20 protein-coding genes and 1 pseudogene are annotated in these 22507 nt (G+C 37.6%); 19 read left to right on the top strand and 2 right to left on the bottom strand.

Features of this window, described 5'->3' with window-relative positions; all coding sequences use genetic code 11:
* Nucleotides 1-159: 159 nt before the first annotated feature.
* Nucleotides 160-495 (top strand): annotated as a pseudogene (locus RCJ95_RS01465) (hypothetical protein); the annotation flags it as partial.
* Nucleotides 496-708: 213 nt separating this feature from the next.
* On the opposite strand, the gene RCJ95_RS01460 reads toward RCJ95_RS01465, so the two are convergent.
* Nucleotides 709-1452, bottom strand: coding sequence for a hypothetical protein (locus RCJ95_RS01460; protein ID WP_446721812.1), 744 nt, complete (start codon nucleotides 1450-1452; stop codon nucleotides 709-711).
* A 703-nt stretch (nucleotides 1453-2155) separates the two neighbouring features.
* Between RCJ95_RS01460 and RCJ95_RS01455 the strand changes: the two genes are divergently transcribed.
* The 18 genes from RCJ95_RS01455 to RCJ95_RS01370 all read left to right on the top strand — a co-directional run bounded on the left by RCJ95_RS01455 (nucleotide 2156) and on the right by RCJ95_RS01370 (nucleotide 21783).
* Complete coding sequence (locus RCJ95_RS01455) at nucleotides 2156-2383, top strand: hypothetical protein (protein ID WP_009373817.1); 228 nt, start codon at nucleotides 2156-2158, stop codon at nucleotides 2381-2383.
* 306 nt (nucleotides 2384-2689) lie between these two features.
* Nucleotides 2690-3889: a DHH family phosphoesterase gene (locus RCJ95_RS01450; protein WP_446721811.1), complete on the top strand. Its 1200-nt coding sequence runs from the start codon at nucleotides 2690-2692 to the stop codon at nucleotides 3887-3889.
* A gap of 103 nt (nucleotides 3890-3992) precedes the next feature.
* Nucleotides 3993-4841 carry a DUF4179 domain-containing protein gene (locus tag RCJ95_RS01445; RefSeq protein WP_257520205.1) on the top strand — a complete coding sequence of 283 codons (849 nt, stop codon included), beginning with the start codon at nucleotides 3993-3995 and terminating at the stop codon, nucleotides 4839-4841.
* A gap of 85 nt (nucleotides 4842-4926) precedes the next feature.
* Nucleotides 4927-6090, top strand: a complete 1164-nt coding sequence (gene chrA / locus RCJ95_RS01440; protein ID WP_257520204.1) for a chromate efflux transporter — start codon at nucleotides 4927-4929, stop codon at nucleotides 6088-6090.
* Nucleotides 6091-6311: 221 nt separating this feature from the next.
* Nucleotides 6312-9503 (top strand): bifunctional cytochrome P450/NADPH--P450 reductase, encoded by a 3192-nt coding sequence (locus RCJ95_RS01435; protein ID WP_337976945.1) that lies wholly within the window; start codon nucleotides 6312-6314, stop codon nucleotides 9501-9503.
* Between the two features lie 169 nt (nucleotides 9504-9672).
* Nucleotides 9673-10233, top strand: coding sequence for a TetR/AcrR family transcriptional regulator (locus RCJ95_RS01430; protein WP_221680060.1), 561 nt, complete (start codon nucleotides 9673-9675; stop codon nucleotides 10231-10233).
* Between the two features lie 203 nt (nucleotides 10234-10436).
* Entirely contained in the window at nucleotides 10437-11582 is a 1146-nt protein-coding gene (hemW, locus tag RCJ95_RS01425) for a radical SAM family heme chaperone HemW (RefSeq protein WP_312128441.1), read from the top strand.
* 89 nt (nucleotides 11583-11671) lie between these two features.
* The gene (hrcA, locus tag RCJ95_RS01420; protein WP_004227036.1) at nucleotides 11672-12700 is read left to right on the top strand and encodes a heat-inducible transcriptional repressor HrcA; all 1029 of its coding nucleotides are present in this window, start codon (nucleotides 11672-11674) and stop codon (nucleotides 12698-12700) included.
* A 17-nt stretch (nucleotides 12701-12717) separates the two neighbouring features.
* Nucleotides 12718-13290, top strand: coding sequence for a nucleotide exchange factor GrpE (grpE, locus tag RCJ95_RS01415; protein ID WP_004227038.1), 573 nt, complete (start codon nucleotides 12718-12720; stop codon nucleotides 13288-13290).
* Nucleotides 13291-13365: 75 nt separating this feature from the next.
* Nucleotides 13366-15207: a molecular chaperone DnaK gene (gene dnaK, locus RCJ95_RS01410; protein WP_221680063.1), complete on the top strand. Its 1842-nt coding sequence runs from the start codon at nucleotides 13366-13368 to the stop codon at nucleotides 15205-15207.
* Between the two features lie 233 nt (nucleotides 15208-15440).
* Complete coding sequence (gene dnaJ / locus RCJ95_RS01405; protein WP_221680065.1) at nucleotides 15441-16559, top strand: molecular chaperone DnaJ; 1119 nt, start codon at nucleotides 15441-15443, stop codon at nucleotides 16557-16559.
* A 21-nt stretch (nucleotides 16560-16580) separates the two neighbouring features.
* Nucleotides 16581-17522 carry a 50S ribosomal protein L11 methyltransferase gene (gene prmA / locus RCJ95_RS01400; RefSeq protein ID WP_004227050.1) on the top strand — a complete coding sequence of 314 codons (942 nt, stop codon included), beginning with the start codon at nucleotides 16581-16583 and terminating at the stop codon, nucleotides 17520-17522.
* A gap of 81 nt (nucleotides 17523-17603) precedes the next feature.
* Nucleotides 17604-18341 (top strand): 16S rRNA (uracil(1498)-N(3))-methyltransferase, encoded by a 738-nt coding sequence (locus RCJ95_RS01395; RefSeq protein WP_221680067.1) that lies wholly within the window; start codon nucleotides 17604-17606, stop codon nucleotides 18339-18341.
* A gap of 15 nt (nucleotides 18342-18356) precedes the next feature.
* Complete coding sequence (mtaB, locus tag RCJ95_RS01390) at nucleotides 18357-19691, top strand: tRNA (N(6)-L-threonylcarbamoyladenosine(37)-C(2))-methylthiotransferase MtaB (protein WP_004227055.1); 1335 nt, start codon at nucleotides 18357-18359, stop codon at nucleotides 19689-19691.
* Between the two features lie 207 nt (nucleotides 19692-19898).
* On the top strand, nucleotides 19899-20570 hold the full coding sequence (gene deoC, locus RCJ95_RS01385) for a deoxyribose-phosphate aldolase (protein ID WP_009373827.1): 672 nt from the start codon (nucleotides 19899-19901) through the stop codon (nucleotides 20568-20570).
* Between the two features lie 135 nt (nucleotides 20571-20705).
* A complete protein-coding gene (locus RCJ95_RS01380; protein ID WP_221680069.1) occupies nucleotides 20706-20933 on the top strand; it encodes a spore coat associated protein CotJA in 228 nt (75 codons plus the stop codon).
* Complete coding sequence (locus RCJ95_RS01375; RefSeq protein WP_016994107.1) at nucleotides 20926-21189, top strand: spore coat protein CotJB; 264 nt, start codon at nucleotides 20926-20928, stop codon at nucleotides 21187-21189. Before RCJ95_RS01380 ends, RCJ95_RS01375 begins: the two co-directional genes overlap by 8 nt.
* Before the next feature lie 24 nt (nucleotides 21190-21213).
* A complete protein-coding gene (locus RCJ95_RS01370) occupies nucleotides 21214-21783 on the top strand; it encodes a manganese catalase family protein (RefSeq protein WP_004227065.1) in 570 nt (189 codons plus the stop codon).
* Nucleotides 21784-21834: 51 nt separating this feature from the next.
* Here the strand turns inward: RCJ95_RS01370 and RCJ95_RS01365 are convergent, their stop codons facing one another.
* A complete protein-coding gene (locus tag RCJ95_RS01365) occupies nucleotides 21835-22491 on the bottom strand; it encodes a potassium channel family protein (RefSeq protein WP_221680071.1) in 657 nt (218 codons plus the stop codon).
* Nucleotides 22492-22507: the final 16 nt, after the last annotated feature.

The raw sequence follows: 22507 nt of genomic DNA, 5'->3' as shown, positions 1-22507 counted from the left end.
AGGTGTTAATTTTAATAACTTATTTCTTAGGCTAATTAAAAAACGATTATTCATCTGAGCCATTTTGCCAATATTCCATGATTGCTTAGAGTAGTTGGCAAATGCTTGAGTGATATTTTTAAGATATTCATAGTAAACTCGATGAAAGCTATGGAAGACAAAGAAAAAGAAAAAGAAAAAGATATTTTAAAAACAGCAATCAAGATGGATAAGATTTTAGACAATATGGAATATATAAATGTTCCTGTTAAATACAAAGACATTCACAAAGACATACAAGTAGGGGTTACAGATGCAAGAAAAGCAACAAAGCTTATTAAAGACGCTAGTAAAGAGGATAAACCGAATATGCAAGAAGCTGTACTAAAAAGTACTCCACATTTATCGGGTGTAGATGGGGAAAATTGGGATAATGCACTTTATGAGTTAAGTAAGGAAAATAAAGATGCTTATCTTAAAGCACTTGATAAAATAATGAAAGAACATGCGGAATAATATAGTACTATACAACAATTATAAAGGAATTATTTCGTAAAATTAGTTCTTCAACTAACAGGGTGCTTTAGTTCAATAAGAATTAAACAACTTTAAAGAGCCTTACTACACGCTAGAGTGTAGCAAGGCTCTTATATTTTTATAATAATATTAAACAATTTTATTATCGGTTTACCTTTTAAACGTCCATAGAAGGGGATTTTTAATTAACTATTAATGGATTAGACATACCATAACATGAGAACCTAAACAACTAGCACACGCAACAGCACCTACAACATTGCCACCAAATATTACTGACGCACATGCGGCACTACAAATTTGTTTTGTTAGTTCAGGGGCATCATACCAATAGTTTTTTAAGCATTCCCATGAATCACTCCAATAACCTGCTTTAGCACTATTAGTTGATAAAAGGGAAACTTCTGAATTTTCATCGAAATAAACTTGTTTATCAATTACTTTATTTGTACCTACTTCAAGAGTCATACCAAGCATGTCTTCATTGTTTAATGTTGCATAAGTAACATTGATTTCATTATTCTCTATATCTAAAGTTGATTTCATAATGATAAATTCGCCAACTTCACCAGTGGTTTTATCATAAGTAGTCAATAATCGAATATCAAAACTTTCATTGTTCTTTTTATAAGGAATCATTAATCCATCTTTATTTTTACCGTAATCCATATACTCAGTATTTTGCCTATCAAAGTCTTCTCTACTGTATTCACTATGTGTGAAATTCTCTGCAATATCTAAATCCTGTTTCACTTCATTTACAACTACTGAGTCATTAAGGAAACCATTCTTTTCAATTTGCAAAGGTGCTTGTTGTGAGCAACTATTACAATCAGTAGTTTCATTTTTTTCTTTAGCTAAAGCACCTAAATTTACAGATAGGGGTTGAAATGCTAAAAACATAACCATTACAAAAAAGATTAGTTTTTTCTTCATTTACTATTCCTCCTAAATTTAAATTTACTTTTTTTTGAAAAATTTGTACCACGGGGTACCTATAAAGAAAACAGCAAACAATAGGATAAGAAAATCATAGGTTTGTATCCCATCTGAAAAAAGGATAAGCAATACGGCTATAAATGCCAATACTCTAAGTAGGACTGATTTTTTCATTTAAGACCCCCATTCTTTTCTAATATTTCGGGAACGGTTGATATACAAAAACCATTCATAGAAAATTCTAACATTTAAAATATATAATTACCATAAATATACCAATTGTTTTATTTTCTTTTATACTACGAAGTATATTCTGTTCTACTAAATAGGTGTAACATTAGATATTAACGAAGATGAAGCGGTACAACAAGCACTGTCGATATTAGAAAAAGAATTTGTAACATTTGATGATAAGGATTTCGATAAGTTAGTAAAGCTTTTGTATAACTTTTAAATGTGTTCCAAGCAACTAAATTTTTTCTAATAGTAGATGTAATATTATTGAATAAAATGAAGTGTTTGGTGAGTTTGTGAGGTCTTATCAAGTGGTTATCCAAGAAGAAAAAGATGGAAAAGAAGAAGTGTTCGAAAATATTAGTCATAGTCAAATGCTTGATTATTTTTCTAAACATCATGATACGGCTTACCGCTTCAAATCATAAGTAGTTAAAAACCATTAAGGGTAAAGGGAGGGCTTTATGTGAAAACACCTTCTAATGATGAAGAATATGTAATTACCTATATTGATTTGGACACAGATAGAGAGCCTCTATTATCTTTTAATTCTAAAAAAGAAGCGGAAGATAAGTTTAAAGAAATAAAAAAGAATAAAAATTATATATCTGAGTTCCTTATGACAAGAAGCCAATATGACCAATTCCAATTGGATGTAATCATAATGGGTGAATCAGATGAAGGAGAATTTTAAAAGGGGGAGTGGAGGTACATTGGGAGAAAAATTCGTTGTAACAACGGAACAGGTAGATGAATTAATCCTTAACTCACATTACATTAGACTTATTAAATAAGCTGAAAATGCTAATGCAAAGATCAGATAAATCCGATTCCACTATAAACTAGTTTCCTTTTCACTCACTGTGTCCTCTCTTTCACCCTTAAGATGTATGATTTTAATGTATGTTATCTGGAAAACAATATCAATGTTGTTACGTATTGAACGTCATTATCTGTTTGAATACTGAAAAAATAACCATACTACAGTGGAGGTGAGAACATGTATAAATTATTATCACATAATGATCTAGACGGAGTAGGGTGTGGGATTTTAGCCAAGCTTGCTTTTAACGATAAGGTGAAAATACGCTACAATTCCATTACAGCACTTGATCGCGAAATCGAATTCTTTTTGGAGAATGATCAACAGAAAACATTTTTGTTTATTACTGACCTTTCTCCAAATGAAGAGAATGAAAAAAGGATTCATGATTATTATCAGGCGACAGGTAATGTGCAATTGTTGGATCATCATAAGACAGCACTTCATTTCAATCAATATGAGTGGGGAAAGGTATTAATTGAGGATGAGCAAGGCTTTTTAACGTCAGCTACATCTTTATATTATCAATACCTCGTTATCCATGGACTATTAGAAAAAACAGAAGCCATTTCTGAATTTGTAGAGTTAGTAAGACAATACGATACATGGGAATGGGAAAAGAACGGCAATTTACAAGCGCAAAGATTAAATGCACTCTTTTTTCTAGTGTCGATTGAAGAATTTGAAGAGAAAATGGTCGAGCGTTTAAAAACAAGTGATCACTTTGACTTCGATGATTTTGAAAAGAAAATTTTAAGCATGGAAGAAGAAAAAACAGAACGTTACATTCGGCGTAAGAAACGGGAGCTTATTCAAACCACTTTGGGTGAATACTGTGCTGGGGTTGTCTATGCAGAATCCTATCTTTCTGAGCTTGGTAATGAATTGGGAAAGGAAAATCCGCATCTTGATTATATTGCGATGATCAATATGGGCAGTAAAAAGATATCCTTTCGAACAATCCATGATCATATTGATGTGTCAGCTATTGCCGCCAAATATGGTGGAGGTGGACATCAAAAGGCTGCTGGCTGCTCATTAACAGAGGAAGCTTACAAGCAGTATGTAGTGGCAACATTCCATATAGAGCCTATTCCAGAGGATGCAAAAAGAAATCGTTATAACATAAAAGGGTCTACGTTTGGGACTTTCTATAAAAATCAGCAAGATGAAATGTTTATGCTCTATTCAAACGATGAGGTTGATTGGATAATTGAAAAAAATAACATGCCACTGACACAATCCTTTGCGGGCTTTAATGAAGCAGAGTGGTTTTTAAAGCGAAATAATCAAGCATGGCTAGTAAGAGATGATCTCTTTGTGGACTATTTAATGCGTGAAATCAATAAAGTTCGTCATCTACATAAAGGGATGTAATATCCTTTTATACATAATGAATCTTCAACATAGAAGGTTATATAATGCATGATTGAGCACTACAATGAACCATAATGATTTTTATAAAAAATGAGGTGTACGGTTGTCCAATGATATGATTCGAGTTGTGGATTTGGATAAGGAAAATCGGAGAAGTAAGAAATGGCTTATTATTGTGATCCTTTTATTAATGATTGCTAGTGGATCGACGCTGTATTTGTGGTGGGATCAGGATGTGAATTTTGAAGCCTATAAAACGGATGTAGGGAAAACAGCTAGCAATAGCTTAGGACGGTTAACATTAAATGAAGTGATTATAGATGACAATCAAATTTTACTGAATGCAACTTTCGAACCTGGAAAAGAGTTTAAACCAGACCATCAAGTATTTTTCTTTCCGCAAATTCTCGTCAATGGTCAAGATTATATGGTTCGTAATGGAGGACAGTCCATAGCAAAGTCTGCCAACGTCTATACAATATACAATAGTATTAAAATGGATGATTTTCCGACTGATGAACAATTAGAATTAGTTATTCGTTATAAAGATTGGAATGTTGAAACACCAATTGAGAAGCCATGGGAATTTCAGGTAGATGCTTCACAAGAGCAATTACAACAAGATCGTGAAATCTTTTCTATTGATAAAAAAGTAAAGCATGTTGATCAGCAGGAAATAACCATTGACAAAGTTGTCTCCACACCTATTTCGACAACCATTTATTTTCATGCTGAGGAAAGTGTTGTCAATGATGCGTTACACTTTAAAATCCAATCAAAATCTGGACAATCATGGGCTTTTGCCACACCCTATCCATTAAATAAAGAGGGTACAAGGTGGGGAAGTCGTGTAGATGCACTCTATCTAACAGAAAAAAATTACACTTTAATTCCAATCAATAAAGAGGGTAGTAAAGTAGGTTCTGCAATTAAAATAAAGAAAGATGAATAATGAAGTAAATTTTACAAACTCTTAATCTAAAAAAAACTGCTTTCCGTGTAAAATGAAATAAAAGATATGGAAAGTAGTTGAGAGTTTGCGAAGGCTTTGGGAGATTTTTTTTGTTGCTTTAAAATTAGGCTGTACCTCATTCGGAGGCCCAACAGCTCATCTAGGTTATTTTCAACAGGAATATGTACAGAAGCGTAAATGGCTTTCTGCACATGATTATGGTCAACTCGTTATGTTAAGTCAATTTTTGCCTGGTCCTGCATCTAGTCAGGTGGGGATGGGGGTTGGCTTACTTAGAGGAGGAGTATTAGGAAGCTTTCTATCATTTCTTGGTTTTACCTTACCATCTGTTCTGATACTTATAATTTTTGCCTATTTCTCCAAGTATACAGAGTTTAAGATGGATTGGATTCATGGTTTGAAGTTAGTAGCAGTGGCGATTATCGCTCATGCTATTTTTGATATGAGCAAAAAATTACTCTCGACAAAATGGCACTGGTTGATTGCTATATTGACATTGATAACAGTATTGACCTGGCTAAATCCATTTGCTCAAATCGTAGCAATATTGATTGCTGCTTGTTTAGGCTTTCAACTTCTGAAAAAAAGTGACGCGAGTAATACCTCAAAATTAGTTCATATACCTATTTCAAAAACCACGGGTATTGTTTTACTAGTACTTTTTTTCATGCTGCTCCTAGGTTTACCTATATTAGCCGCCTTATGGCAGCATGAGTGGATTTCCATGATGGAGAAGTTTTATCTTGCAGGTGCCTTAGTATTCGGTGGCGGTCATGTTGTTTTACCTTTACTGGAAACACAATTTGTTCAAAGTGGTCAAATAAGTACTTCAGATTTTTTAGCTGGCTACGGTATGACACAGGCAGTTCCGGGACCTTTATTTACATTTGCTGCATATATTGGTATGGTCATTGCTGGCGTTCCAGGAGCGATTATTGCTACTTTCGCAATATTTTTACCAGCGTTTTTGCTAGTGGTTGGAGCGCTACCATTTTGGATTAGCCTAAGCCGTATTGCACGTCTTAGAGGTGCGATGGCAGGCGCAAATGCGGCGGTCGTTGGCATTCTAGCCGCTGCTTTTGTACATCCCGTTGTAACACAAACCATCCTCAGCACGTTAGATATTTTCATAGTGGCTGTCTTTTTATGGTGTTTAATTCGATGGAAAATACAGCCTTATTTATTGGTGCTTTTAGGCATAGTCGTCGGAATCGTTTGTTATACATGAAGTATATTATTTCAAGTGCTCGATTTTTCCCTTAACTATTGGGGGGAATCGGGCTTTTTTGTCTTTCTCTTTTCAACTCTATTCACAGGTTGTTCATAAAAATGGCATTTTATCCTTTTCATATTACATAAAATGTTGAATGCATTGAATGATTGATATATTATTTTATCAATTGATAGTAAAATCTATCAATTTAATAAATGAGAAAGAAGGGGTTTATGATGGTAAACACAGGATATGTTCCACGCCCTAAAATGTTTGGTCCACTTGGAAATTTACCTTTAATTGATAAAGAGCAGCCCACACTCTCACTTTGTAAGCTAGCTGAAGCGTATGGACCTATTTACCGTTTAGAGATACCAGGTTATTCAGGTTTGGTGATTTCAGGACATGAATTAGTAGCTGAAGTTTGTGATGTTAGGCGTTTTGATAAACAAATTTATAATGAGCTTGAAAATGTTCGTGCTTTCAGTGGTGACGGCTTATTTACTAGTAGAACGACTGAACCTAACTGGCAGAAGGCGCACAATATTTTACTTCCGACTTTTAGTAAGCAAGCGATGAAGGGCTATCATGATATGATGACCGATATTGCTACACAACTTATCCAAAAATGGGCCAGATTAAATCCTCAAGAAGAAATCGATGTTTCAGACGACATGACACGCCTTACGTTAGACACCATAGGACTAAGCGGATTTAATTATCGTTTTAATAGCTTTTATAAAGAAACACTTAGTCCTTTTATTATGAGTATGGTTCGTGCATTAAATGAAGCGATGATGAAAAGCTCACGCTTAAAAATCCAAGAGTTTTTAATGATTGGAAAAAGACGACAGTTTCAAGAAGATATTCAAACAATGTTTTCATTAGTAGATGCCATTATTAAAGAACGTAAAGCAAGAGGAAAGCAAGATGAGGTGGATTTACTTGCCCGCATGCTGCATGAACGAGATCCTGAAACAGGGGAGACGCTGGATGATGAAAATATTCGTTATCAGATCATTACCTTCCTCATAGCTGGCCACGAAACGACAAGTGGCCTACTGTCCTTTGCGCTTTATTTTTTGTTGAAGCATCCAGACGTATTAAAAAGGGCCTATGAAGAAGTGGATCAGGTTATTACTGGTGATGCGCCGAATTATGAGGAAGTACTAAAGTTAACCTATATTCGTATGATTTTAAATGAGTCATTGCGTTTATGGCCAACTGCTCCAGGCTTTACACTCTATGCTAAAGAAGACACAGTAATTGGGGGACAGTATCCAATCAGAAAAGGGGAAAATATAGACATTCTTTTACCCCAACTACATCGAGATAAAAATGCTTGGGGAGAAGATGCAAATTTATTTCGACCTGAACGTTTTGAAGATTCGGGCAAAGTACCGTTACATGCCTTTAAACCATTTGGTAATGGTCAGCGTGCTTGCATTGGAATGCAATTTGCTTTACACGAAGCCACATTAGTTTTAGGCATGATCCTTCAACATTTCGACCTAATTGATTTTACTAATTATCAATTAAAAATTCAGCAAACATTAACGATAAAACCAGATGATTTTAAAATACAAGTGAAGCCACGTCACTGCAAAATAAAGCAATCTAGTGGCCAACAGAAAAATCACGATAGCACTGTTTCTCATAAAGAAAAGAAGTCGAATTATCGAGGGACCAATCCAGCCTTAGAATCTAACTATCCATTATTAGTGTTGTATGGCTCCGATTTAGGAACAGCAAAGGGTGCTGCACAACAATTAGCTAATGAAGCTAGTTTGTATGGTATTCAAGGAGAAGTAGCTGCCCTTGATGATTATTGTGGGAATTTACCAAAAGAAGGAGCGGTATTAATTATTAGTTCTTCTTATAATGGGCAGCCTCCAAGAAATGCACGTAAGTTTCTCACATGGGTAGATCAACTTGATTCAACGGCTCTTCAAGGCATTAACTTTGCAGTTTTTGGTTATGGGGATCGAAATTGGAATACGACGTATCAAAAAATTCCAAGACTCCTTGATGAACAGCTCTCTTTAAAAGGAGCTACAAAAATTTCTAAACGTGGTGAGGCTGATGCGAGTGGAGATTTTGAGAAAACGTGGGAAGATTGGCGGGCTCAATTATGGTTGGATCTAAAAACGATTTACCCCTTAATGATTCATGAAAATGTGCTTCCAAAACATGAGAATATTTCGATTCAATTAATTCGCGATGAAGTGACAACTTCTTTAGCTTTCATGCATAGTGCTTCATTGGCAACTGTAGTAAAAAATGAAGAACTGCAAGGTATGGAAAGTAAACGTAGTACACGTCATATCGAGATAGCCTTGCCTAATGGTATAACATATCAAGAGGGGGATCATTTGGGCGTATTACCGAGGAATAATAGAACCACAGTGCAGCGAGTGCTACGGCGTTTTGGACTTAATGATAATGATCAAGTGATCATTACTGCTATTAATGAACACGCTCATCTCCCATTAGGTCACCCAGTTAGTTTGTATGAGGTTCTTTCACACAGCGTTGACATTCAAAACCCTGCAACTCGACTGCAAATCCGTCAACTTGCAGCATTTACAGAATGTCCTCCACATAAACGTGAACTAGAGGCTTTATTAGAGGAGGAAGCATATAAGAAGGAGATAGTAAAGAAACGAATTTCCATGCTAGATTTACTTGAAAAGTATCAAGCTTGTGCTTTCCCATTCGAAAGATTTTTAGCATTACTTCCAGCCTTAAAACCTAGATATTATTCTATATCCAGTTCACCTCAAGTGAATTCTGAACAGCTGAGTATCACTGTTGGCGTTTTACATGAACCTGCTTGGAGTGGGCAAGGAGAGTATCGTGGGGTGGCCTCAAATTATTTAGCTCAATGTCATATTGGCGATGAAATCGTCATGTTTATCCGTGCCAATGATTCTGGCTTTCATCTTCCAAAAGATCCTACACCCCCGTTAATAATGGTGGGACCAGGGACTGGGATTGCTCCGTTTAGAGGCTTTTTACAAGCACGCTCCACACTGAAACAGCAAGGAATTGAACTGGGTGAAGCACATCTATATTTTGGTTGTAGAGATAATACTGATTTTATCTATCGCAAAGAGCTTGAACAATATGAAAAAGAAGGGGTTGTAACGCTCCATACTGCTTTTTCACGTACAGAAGGGACACCCAAAACGTATGTCCAGCATTTAATGACCCAACATGCCGCTACTATTATTCAAATGATGGAAGGTGAAGGACAAATTTTTATATGTGGAGATGGTAGTAAAATGGCGCCAGAGGTTGAGAGTGCATTACTGCTTGCCTACAGGAGAGTAAAAGGGGTAGGGGAAGAAGATGCTAATGTATGGATCAATCAACTTCAACAAGAAGGAAGGTATGTGAAGGATGTATGGGTCCAAAATGATCAATAAAATAATTTAATACATCAAAAGCTACTCTTTCAACAGGCAAGAGTAGCTTATTTCTATCTCTCATAGAAATTTGTGGAAGGTTGAAATCGTGCCTTCTGTGGTCTACAATTGTAGCAAATGATAGTAAAAACTATCTAGTTTATTTTAGATTAGAAAGAAGTGATAGTTGATGAAGAATTCTAGATCAGCAACCAAAGAAGCAAGACGTAACGCTATTTTAGATGCAGCGACAGAACTCCTTGTGGAAAATCCAACTGCTTCTTTAAATGATATTGCTAGTTATGCTGGTGTAGGTATTGCCACACTACACCGTTACATTGACAACAGAGAGCAATTGATGCTTCAACTCAGTTTTAGGGCTGTCCAAGTTGTAGATGAAACAATGAGTCAAATAGTTGTGGCAGAAGAGGATGAAGCATATATTCCGGAACTTGTTGAGGCTTTGATTCCTTTAGGAGATAAAATCTATTTTTTGGCGCATGAATGCTCTTTAAATTACAATGCAGAATTATTGGCGGCTGAGGATCAGTTAAAAGAGCCTGTTCGACGCACAATAAAATCATTGCAGTCTAAAGGCTATTTGCGACTGGATATGGATAGTGAATGGATGCTGAATGTACTTTATTCTTTACTGTTTACAACGTGGCAGCAGGTTCAAGAAGGAACTATTGCAAAAAAATCGGCAGCAACGCTCATTATAGAGACGTTATTCAATGGGATAAAAGCATAAGATATATTTCGATAATACCTTTGTAAGAAACACTTGTTAACTAGTAGGCTAGAGGAATTTCTTTGGCATACTAGTTTGTTGTTTGTAGAAAAACATTTGAGAAAAATATATGTAAGCTCACTTGAATGGTTTCATAGCGTTCCTTCTATCGATTCGTTATAATGTAGAAATGGAAAAGACTTAACGCGAAAGAAGGGATTGCTATGGCACGAGGTGTTTACATTCATATTCCTTTCTGTCATCAAATCTGTAATTATTGTGATTTCAATAAATTTTATTTTAAAAATCAACCAGTGGATGAATATATAGAAGCGCTTGGAAAGGAAATGGCCCTGACAACAGAAAAACATCCTGAAAAATTCCGTAACATCGAGACGATTTTTCTTGGTGGCGGAACACCGACAGCTTTATCGCCTGAGCAATTGGACAAACTACTAACGTCTATTCATACGTATATTCCAATGAATAGTGTGACAGAATTTACATCAGAGGCAAATCCAGATGAATTGTCTGCAGCCAAATTGCAGGTGTTGTTCGACGGTGGTGTCAATCGTTTAAGCATGGGGGTACAATCTTTTGACCAGGTATTGCTACAGAAGATTGGACGCACTCATAGTAATGATCATGTCTATGAAACAATCGCCTTGGCTAGGAAAATTGGCTTCCGTAATATCAGCATTGATTTAATGTATGGCTTACCTGGGCAAACAATGGCGCAATGGAAGGATTCATTAGCCAAAGCTTTTACTCTTGATTTGCCACATTTCTCTGCCTATTCTCTTATTGTAGAACCCAAAACGATTTTTTATAATCAGTACGCTAAAGGGAAACTGTATTTACCGACAGAAGATTTAGAAGCGGATATGTATGATGTGCTGATGCAACAAATGGCCTTACATGGGCTTCAACAATACGAAATTAGTAATTTTGCAAAGCCTGGGTATCGTTCAGAGCATAACAAGATTTATTGGGATAATGATGAATATGCGGGGTTTGGCGCAGGGGCTCATGGGTATTTAGCAGGTATACGCTATTCCAATCACGGTCCATTAAAAAAGTATATGGAAGCTGTGGAAGCAAATGAGCTACCAATTGTCCACGCACATGAAGTATCACAAGTGGAAAAAAGAGAAGAACAAATGTTTTTAGGGCTAAGAAAAACAGAGGGTGTTATGCACTCTGTATATGAAGAGAAATTTAAAACACCTATGTCTGCCCATTATGATGTGGTAATAAAAGATCTAGTGTCAAAGGGGCTTTTAGAACAGGATGAGCTTGGGGTACGCTTGACGAGAAAAGGACGTTTTGTGGGCAATGAAGTATTTCAACAATTTTTGCTAGAAGATTGAGCGATATCGTTGACATAAAATGTGGGATTTGATAACTTAATAATAGTATTAGCACTCCTCTTAGTTGAGTGCTAACAGAGGTGATAATCATGCTAACAAATCGGCAGTTACAGATATTGCAAGTCATTGTAGACGACTTTATTGTGTCTGCGCAGCCGGTGGGTTCTCGCCAAATCTCCAAAAAACAAGGGATTACATTTAGTCCAGCCACTATTCGAAACGAAATGGCGGATTTAGAGGAATTAGGCTTTTTAGAAAAAACGCATACCTCCTCTGGTCGAGTGCCTTCGGAAAAGGGTTACAGATTTTATGTAGATCATTTGTTGAGTCCTCAAGGTATTAATTCTAAGGACATTCAACAAATTCAATCAATTTTTAATGATCGACTAGTAGAAGTAGAGCATATTATCCGAAAGTCAGCCAATATTTTATCAGAGCTGACATCGTATACTTCCATACTTTTAGGACCTGATGTCCAAAGGCATCGTGTTAAACGGTTTTCAATTGTCCCTCTTTCCAGCGACACAGCAGTAGCGATTATCGTGACGAATAATGGGCATGTAGAAAACCGCATGTTCAATCTACCACCTGACTTTACCGCTTCTGATTTAGAGAAAATGGTGAATATCTTAAATGATCGCCTTATTGGAGTTTCATTAGAAGATCTCCATAAAAGCCTTGAAGCTGAAGTGCTAGCCGTGTTACAGCAACATGTTCGGTCAGCGGATGATTTTATTCGCGCACTTATCACAGCAACAATGCATAATTCAGAAAGTAAAATTTTCTATGGTGGGAAAACGAATATGTTCAACCAACCAGAATTCCATGACTTAAATAAAGTCCGGATGATTTTGGACTTGATGGAGACGACTAGCCAAGTGCAGTCACTTTTCCATCCGAATGAATCAGGTATTCATATTCGGATAGGCTCAGAAAATAAACAACTAGAAATGGAAAATTGCAGTGTCATTACCACTACCTATTCTATTGGTGATGATCAACAGGGAGCCATTGCTATTATTGGCCCTACACGTATGGATTATAAGCGTGTTGTGGCTTTATTAGACGTAATGCGCTTGGATTTAACACAAGCCTTTATGAAGAATCGTAGTGAATGAGAATGAGGAGGATTCAAGTGACGGAAACAACGGAAAACAAAGATTTAGTACAAGAAGATGTACAAGCTGAAACGACAACTGAGGAAGTAGAGCAAACAGAAGTTCAGGAAGAAGTAGAGTTATCAATTGAAGAACAGTATGAGGCTAAGCTGGCTGAACTGCAAGCAAAGCTGGCTGACGAAGAAAATCGTCACCTACGTTTACGTGCTGACTTCGATAATATGCGCCGTCGTAATCAGTTAGACCGTGAGGCAGCTGAAAAGTATCGCGCCCAAAGCTTACTATCTGATCTATTACCAGTCCTTGATAATTTTGAACGTGCTTTACAAGTAGAGACAACTTCTGAAGAGACTGCATCGATCATTAAAGGAATTGAAATGGTGTATCGCTCTTTAATTGAAGCAACAGAAAAAGAAGGTCTGCAAGTGATTAAAGCTGAAGGTGAGCAATTTGATCCAACAATTCACCAAGCTGTTATGCAAGAACAAGATAGTGAAAAAGAAACGGGTATCGTCTTACGCGAACTACAAAAAGGATATATCTTAAAGGATCGTGTATTACGCCCAACAATGGTATCTGTGAACGAATAGTCTTTGCACTATTTAGTCAATTAAAATTAGTTAGAAAACGCATCCCTTGCGTTGACATAATAGGAGGAAATTTTAATGAGCAAAATTATTGGTATTGACTTAGGAACAACAAACTCTTGCGTTTCTGTACTTGAAGGTGGAGAACCAAAAGTAATTCCAAACCCAGAAGGAAACCGTACAACGCCATCTGTTGTTGCCTTTAAAAATGGTGAACGTCAAGTTGGTGAAGTGGCGAAACGTCAATCAGTAACAAATCCTAACACAATCATTTCTATTAAATCAAAAATGGGTACGGCTGAAAAAGTAACAGTAGAAGATAAAGACTACACGCCACAAGAAGTATCAGCAATGATTCTTCAATACTTAAAAGGCTATGCTGAAGACTACTTAGGGGAAAAAGTGACAAAAGCAGTTATTACAGTTCCTGCTTACTTTAACGATGCACAGCGTCAAGCAACTAAAGATGCTGGTAAAATCGCAGGTCTAGAAGTAGAGCGTATCATCAACGAACCAACTGCTGCAGCTCTTGCTTATGGATTAGATAAACAAGATCAAGATCAAAAAGTATTAGTATTTGACCTTGGAGGCGGTACGTTTGACGTGTCTATCCTTGAGTTAGGTGACGGTGTCTTTGAAGTACTAGCTACAGCTGGTGATAACAAACTAGGTGGAGATGACTTCGATGACGCAATTATCGAATATCTAGTAGCTGAATTCAAAAAAGAAAATGGCATTGACTTATCAAAAGATAAAATGGCGATGCAACGTTTAAAAGATGCAGCTGAAAAAGCGAAAAAAGATTTATCTGGTGTAACATCAACTCAAATCTCTTTACCATTCATTACAGCTGGTGAAGCAGGTCCATTACACTTAGAAATCTCTTTAACTCGTGCAAAATTTGATGAAATTACTTTACCTTTAGTAAATCGTACAGTAGGACCAGTACGTCAAGCATTATCTGATGCAGGTCTGTCAACTTCTGAAATTGACCAAGTTATTTTAGTTGGTGGTTCTACACGTATTCCAGCAGTACAAGAAGCAGTACGTAAAGAAACAGGGAAAGAGCCACACCGTGGTGTTAACCCTGACGAAGTTGTTGCAATGGGTGCTGCAGTACAAGGTGGCGTATTAACAGGTGATGTGAAAGACGTTGTATTACTTGACGTAACACCTCTTTCACTTGGTATTGAAACAATGGGTGGCGTGTTCACAAAATTAATCGACCGTAACACAACTATTCCTACTTCAAAATCTCAAGTTTTCTCTACAGCAGCTGATAACCAACCAGCAGTAGATATTCATGTTTTACAAGGTGAACGCTCAATGGCAGCTGACAATAAAACATTAGGTCGCTTCCAATTAGCAGATATTCCACCAGCACCACGTGGTGTGCCTCAAATCGAAGTAACATTCGACATTGATAAAAACGGTATCGTATCTGTAAAAGCAAAAGATCTTGGTACGAACAAAGAGCAAACAATTGTGATTCAATCTGATTCTGGTTTATCAGAGGACGAAATTGAACGCATGGTAAAAGACGCTGAAGCTAATGCCGAAGCAGATGCTAAACGTAAAGAAGAAGCAGATCTTCGTAACGAAGCAGACCAATTAGTATTCCAAGTAGACAAAACAATTGCTGACCTTGGTGAGCAAATTACGGAAGACGAGAAAAAATCTGTTGAAGATGCTCGTGATGAATTGAAAAAAGCGCTTGAAGCTGGTGAATTAGAAGGTATTAAAGCAGCGAAAGAAAAACTAGAAGGCGTATTACAGCCACTAGTGATGAAAGTTTACGAACAAGCGGCAGCAGCTGCTCAAGCAGCTCAAGGTGGCGATGCAGGTGCAGACACTGGCGCTGGTAAAAAAGATGACGGTGTTGTAGACGCTGAATTCGAAGAAGTAAAAGACGATAAATAAGAAGTAACACAGTTAAGTGAAAAAGCCAAAGACCGCTTGCGGCTTTGGCTTTTGTCATGATGTGAGGTCACTTCACGTAAATGCACCATTTATAGGCTAGTTGCATACGTTAGCTGCTAGGAAGTGAGTATCTTCATTTTTGGAACTTATAGAACCTTTAATCGAAAAAATGAGGCAGTTTTTTCAACTGCATGTTACAATAGATTTTATGCAAACAGAGCGGAGTGTGAATCATGGAGAAACGCGATTATTACGAGGTGCTTGGTTTAACAAAATCGGCTACAAAAGATGAGATTAAAAAAGCATATCGTAAATTATCAAAACAATATCACCCTGACCTTAATAAAGAGGCAGGCGCAGATGAAAAATTCAAAGAAATCGCTGAAGCATATGAAGTATTAAGTGACGACCAGAAAAAAGCACGCTACGACCAATTTGGTCATGAGGATCCGAATGCTGGTTTTGGTGGTGGCTTTGGAGGGGGCGGCTTTGGCGGCTTCGAGGATATTTTCAGTTCATTCTTTGGCGGAAGTGGTCGCCGTCAGGATCCAAATGCTCCACGTAAAGGGGATGATCTGCAATATCGTATGAACATCCAATTTGAGGAAGCTATTTTTGGAAAAGAAACAGAAATAGAAATTCCAAAAGATGAAACGTGTGAAACATGTCACGGTTCAGGAGCAAAACCAGGCACGCAACCAGAAACATGTTCGACATGTAAAGGTGCAGGACAAATCAATCAAGCAGTGGATACACCATTTGGTCGTATGATGAACCGTCGTACATGCTCAACATGTCATGGGACAGGTAAAATTATTAAAGAAAAATGTACGACTTGTCGTGGAGAAGGAAAAGTTCAAAAACGTAAGAAAATTAAAGTGACAATCCCAGCAGGTGTGGATGATGGACAGCAAATTCGTGTATCTGGTCAAGGTGAACCAGGTATAAACGGTGGACCTGCAGGGGATTTATATATTATGTTCCGCGTTCAAGGTCACAAGGATTTCGAACGAGATGGAGACGATATTTACTTCGAGTTGAAATTAACATTCCCTCAAGCAGCACTTGGGGATGAAATTGAAGTACCAACAGTCCATGGGAAAGTAAAATTACGTATTCCGGCTGGAACACAGTCAGGTGCTCAATTCCGTCTAAAAGATAAAGGTGTTAAAAATGTTCATGGTTATGGTATGGGTAATCAGTATGTGACAGTAAAAGTGATGACACCAGAAAAATTAACGGAAAGACAAAAGCAATTATTACGAGAATTTGCAGAAATCAGTGGCGATATCCCTGAAGAACAAGGTAGTTCACTATTCGACAAAATTAAGAAAAAATTCCAAGGTGAATAATTAGAGGAGCTGAAGAGCTACGTGAAGTGGTCAGAATTATCCATTCATACAAAAAATGATGCGGTAGAAGCAATTTCGAATATTTTGCATGAAGCAGGTGCAAGTGGTGTTGTCATCGAAGATTCTGCAGAGTTTGCGAAGCCACGTGAAGATCAATATGGTGAAATTTATGCGCTAAATGAAGATGATTTTCCGAAAGATGGCGTGATTGTTAAAGCTTATTTATCGGAGTCTAGTTTTTTAAATGAAACAGTCGAAGAAATAAAAGCAGCTATCACAAATTTAACGAACTTTAACATTGATATCGGTGAAAATGTGGTATCCATTGTCGAAGTCAATGAAGAAGATTGGGCAACTGCCTGGAAGCAATACTACCATCCTGTTAAGATTTCTGAACGCTTTACTATCGTACCGACATGGGAGGAATATACACCTGTTTCAACAGATGAACTAATTATTGAATTAGACCCTGGTATGGCATTTGGTACAGGTACCCACCCAACAACGGTAATGTGTTTACAAGGACTTGAAAAGGTCATTAAAGAAGGGGATACAGTTGTTGATATCGGTACAGGATCGGGCGTATTGTCTATTGGTGCAGCATTACTTGGTGCAAAAAGTGTGCATGCGCTTGATTTAGATGAGGTTGCTGTACGTTCAGCGCGAGAAAATGTAGCATTAAATAAAGTGGAAGATAAGGTAGCAGTGTTCCATGGTAACTTATTAGATACTGTAAAAGAACCAGCAGATGTAGTAGTCGCTAATATTTTGGCTGAAATCATCATGTCCTTCACAGATGACGCGTATACAATTGTAAAACCAGGTGGATTATATGTCACTTCGGGCATCATCGGTGCAAAACGAGATGATGTGAAAGTAGCACTAGAAGCTTCAGGCTTTGTGATTGAAGAAGTATTATTAATGGAAGATTGGGTAGCCATTATTGCCCGTCGTCCACTATAACATGACTGAGGAAGCGCCAAATCGTGAGCCGTGTGCTTGTGATTTGGCGTTTTCCTTTCTTGCTAGAAAGGACTGTGTGGCATGCAACGTTATTTTATTGAAACAGCTATCGAAAATGCACGTATTAGTGGAGAAGATGCACGGCATATTGAACGAGTGATGCGTATGAAGCAAGGCGACAACATTGTAGTTGTTGCACAAAACACTGCGCATATATGCACAATTGAAGGATTTGAAGGGGATGAGGTCGTCATTGAAGCGACTGGACAAACAATCCCTTCCCCAGAGTTACCCATTCAAGTAACTGTAGCATGTGGTTTACCGAAGGGTGATAAGCTAGAGCTTATTACCCAAAAAGCCACAGAGCTAGGAATGTTTGCTTTATTACCCTTTGAAGCTGAGCGCTCCATTGTAAAATGGGACAAGAAAAAAGGAGCAAAAAAGCAAGAAAGATTACAGAAAATTGCTAAGGAAGCTGCGGAACAAGCTCACCGTACGCATATTCCAACAGTTTTTGAACCCATATCATTTAAACAGCTAGTACAACAAACAGATCATTTCGATGCCGTTTTTATTGCTGATGAAGAGGATGCAAAGGCTGAAAAGCGCACAAGGTTTGCGGAGAAGCTAAAAAACGTGTATGATAAGAAGTCGAAATCAATGCTTATTATCTTTGGTCCTGAGGGGGGCATTTCTCGTCAAGAGTCGGAAGCGCTATTACAAGCAGGCGCTCAAACGATGTCATTAGGACCGAGAATTTTACGAGCAGAAACAGCGCCATTATACGCACTGTCTGCCATATCCTATGAATTTGAATGAAAGAGGTGTTCAGCCTTGTCAAAAGTGGCTTTTCACACACTTGGCTGTAAAGTAAATCATTATGAAACAGAAGCAATCTGGCAACTGTTCAAGGAAGAGGGCTATGATCGTACAGAATTTGATCATCAAGCAGACGTCTATGTCATTAATACTTGTACAGTTACCAATACTGGAGATAAGAAATCTCGTCAGGTGATTCGTCGTGCAGTGCGTCAAAATCCTGATGCGGTTATTTGTGTAACGGGATGCTATGCGCAGACATCCCCGGCAGAAATTATGGCGATTCCTGGCGTTGATATTGTTGTAGGAACGCAGGATCGTACAAAATTGTTGGGCTATATCGAGCAATATCGTGCAGAACGCCAACCGATTAATGCCGTACGTAATATTATGAAAAATCGTGTATATGAGGAATTAGATGTACCAGCATTTACAGACCGTACACGTGCTTCATTAAAAATACAGGAAGGCTGTAACAACTTCTGTACTTTTTGCATTATCCCATGGGCACGCGGCTTAATGCGTTCTCGTGATCCACAGGAAGTATTACATCAAGCACAGCAACTAGTTGACGCTGGCTACCTAGAAATCGTCTTAACGGGTATTCATACGGGTGGCTATGGACAAGACTTAAAAGATTATAATCTTGCACAGCTACTACGTGATTTAGAAGCCAATGTAAAAGGCTTAAAGCGCCTTCGTATTTCATCTATTGAGGCTAGTCAATTGACAGATGAAGTCATTGAAGTTCTTCGAGAATCTAAAATTGTTGTTAATCATTTACACATACCTATCCAATCTGGATCTGATACGGTTTTAAAACGTATGCGTCGTAAATATACAATGGAGTTTTTCGGTGAACGTTTAACGAAACTACATGAGGCATTACCTGATTTAGCCGTCACATCAGATGTCATTGTTGGTTTCCCAGGTGAGACAGAGGAAGAGTTTATGGAAACGTATAACTTTATTCGTGATCATAAGTTCTCTGAACTACACGTATTCCCATTCTCTCCACGTACAGGAACACCAGCTGCACGTATGGAAGATCAAATTGATGAAGATATTAAAAATGAGCGTGTGCATCGCCTTATTTCTTTAAATGATCAATTGGCAAAAGAATATGCCTCTCGTTTTGAAGACCAAGTATTAGAAGTGATTCCTGAAGAATTTGTCCATGATGGCAGTGAAGAAGAAGGGCTTCTAACTGGTTATACAGACAATTACTTAAAAATAGTGTTTGAAGGGCCTGAAAGTCTCATTGGTCAGCTTGTCAAAGTAAAAATTACACAAGCAGGCTATCCACACTCACAAGGTCAATTTGTTCGTGTTTTAGAAACAGTTAATTAATATGAAAAGGATTGCTAACGGTTGGAGGCAATCCTTTTTTGTTGCTTCAGGAGGAGGGAAATACTCGAATAAATTGGCATATCCATGTCATAGTAGGAATTGAATTGAGCCAAACTAATAAAATAGAAAGATATTAGACGCCAACATGAAAAAGTGGTATGATTCGAAGAGGTACGTACATCTTGTTTAATGAAGGAGCGTTCAACAATGGAAAAAAATTTTGCACGTATGATTGATCATACATTATTAAAGGCTGAGGCAACAAAAGAACAAATTGAAAAATTATGTGCAGAAGCTAAACAATTTAACTTTGCTTCTGTTTGTGTAAATCCTACTTGGGTAAAACGTAGCAGTGAATTACTACAGGGTACAGACGTTTTAGTTTGTACGGTTATCGGCTTCCCACTTGGTGCCAATACGCCAGCAGTCAAAGCATTTGAAGCAAAAGATGCCATTGCTAACGGTGCAAAAGAAGTAGATATGGTTATTAATATCGGTGCATTAAAAGATAAAAACTATGAGCTTGTACAAGCAGATATCGCAGCAGTAGTAGAAGCAGCTAAAGATAGCGCACTTGTAAAAGTCATTATTGAATCATGCTTACTAACAGATGAGGAAAAAGTGAAAGCATGTGAATTAGCTGTAGCGGCGGGTGCTGACTATGTGAAAACATCTACAGGTTTTTCTACTGGTGGAGCAACAGCAGAGGATATCGCGCTTATGCGTAAAACTGTAGGTCCAGATCTTGGCGTAAAAGCATCAGGTGGTGTTCGTAGCTTAGAGGACATGAAAAAAATGGTAGAAGCTGGTGCGACTCGTATTGGGGCTAGCTCTGGTGTAGCTATTATGAATGGTTTAATTGCCGACTCCAACTATTAATTTTATCTTTTTATAGAGCCATAAGCTCATGTGTACATTGACGTGAGCTTATGGCTTCTTTGTGTTTAATCAGCATAATAATTTTCTATGCACATATACTCCACTGATGAATGTAAATACAGAAAGGAGGATGTCATGTTTACACAGTATAAGTCTTGGAGGCCCTATATTAGCCCCTTTGATCCTTGTAAGCCTATAGAAGTTAAGTATTATGCAACACCCCCACAGCTATATATGGGTTTTCAACCACCTGGACTTCCACAATTTCCAACCGCAAGAGAAGCGCTAATAGCAGGAACACTATGGCCACAGTTGTTTAGCCCATACCCATTTCCCCTAAAAGGAGGGAGGAAGCATGACTAAAAAGATGCCGCCCGAATTTTATAAGCAATTAGAAGAAATACAAGCAATTGATTTCGTCATTGTTGAATTAAACCTCTATTTAGACACTCATCCACACGATTATGACGCCATTCAGCAATTTAATGAAAATACAGAGAAAAGTATGAAACTTAAAATTGATTTTGAGCAAAAATATGGACCGCTCATGAATTTTGGGAGAAGCTATTCAAATTATCCTTTTAACTGGATTGATACACCATGGCCATGGCAAGTCTAAACAAAAGACTAGGAGGAAAAATCTTTGTGGTATTATGAAAAGAAACTCCAGTATCCGGTAAAAGTTAGTACATGTAACCCAATGCTTGCAAAGTTTTTAATTGAACAATATGGAGGAGCGGATGGGGAACTGGCAGCAGCTCTACGCTACATGAATCAGCGTTATACGATTCCTGACAAAGTAGTAGGGTTATTGACCGATATAGCAACAGAGGAATTTTCACATTTAGAAATGATTGCCACGATGATTTATAAGCTAACAAAAGATGCAACACCAGAAATGCTGAAAGAAGCTGGTTTGGGTGATCATTATGTAAATCACGATCGGGCTCTATTCTATCAAAACGCCTCAGGTGTACCATTCACAGCAACCTATATTCAAGCAAAGGGTGACCCTATCGCGGATCTGTATGAGGATATAGCAGCTGAAGAAAAGGCACGTGCCACATATCAATGGATTATTGACTTATCAGATGACACGGATTTAAATGATAGCTTGAAGTTTTTACGTGAACGGGAAATTGTTCATTCCCAGCGCTTTAGAGAGGCTGTTGAAATTTTAAAAGATGATAGAGATCAAAAGAAAGTTTTCTAAGACAACTATGGCTGGCTGTATCAAGGTGAACTTGACACAGCCTTTTTGTGGTTATTGAATATTCGAGAATAAAGTAAGATCTTTTCGATGACCAATCATTACTAATAAATCTTCCTTTTCAATAATTTGCTCAGGAGAAGGGGAAATTATTATTTCCCCTTCGCGCACAATCGCAATCACACTGACGTTATATTTAGCTCGAATATCTAGATCCCGAAGATTATATCCTGCCATTTTAGAAGGGATCATGATTTCTTCTAAACTGTACTCTTTTGATAATTCTATATAATTTAACATATTAGGTGATAGTAACTGATTTGCTACTCTTTCGCCCATATCTCTTTCAGGATAGATAATCCAATCAGCACCTACCTTATCCAACACTTGTCCATGCCTTTTTCCAAGTGCCTTTGCAATCACTTTTTTGATCCCTAATTCTTTTAATAACGATACAGTTAATATACTGGATTGCATATCGTTACCGATCGCCACGATAACACAATCGAAATTTCCAATGCCAATGGATGTTAAAGCTTTCTCTTCAGTTGTATCTGCTACTACCGCATGGGTTACATAAGGTTCTGCATCTTCAACTCTTTCCTCACTAATATCGATGCCTAAAACATCCTGTCCAGCTTCATGTAATCTGCGGGCGACACTTGTGCCAAATCTACCCAAGCCGATTACCGCGTATTGTTTAATAGCCATTTAATTAACAACTCCT

The organism is Lysinibacillus sp. BSL11, from assembly GCF_052928325.1.
The sequence above is the reverse complement of the archived record's forward strand: the minus strand, read 5'-3'. Positions and strand labels throughout refer to the sequence as shown.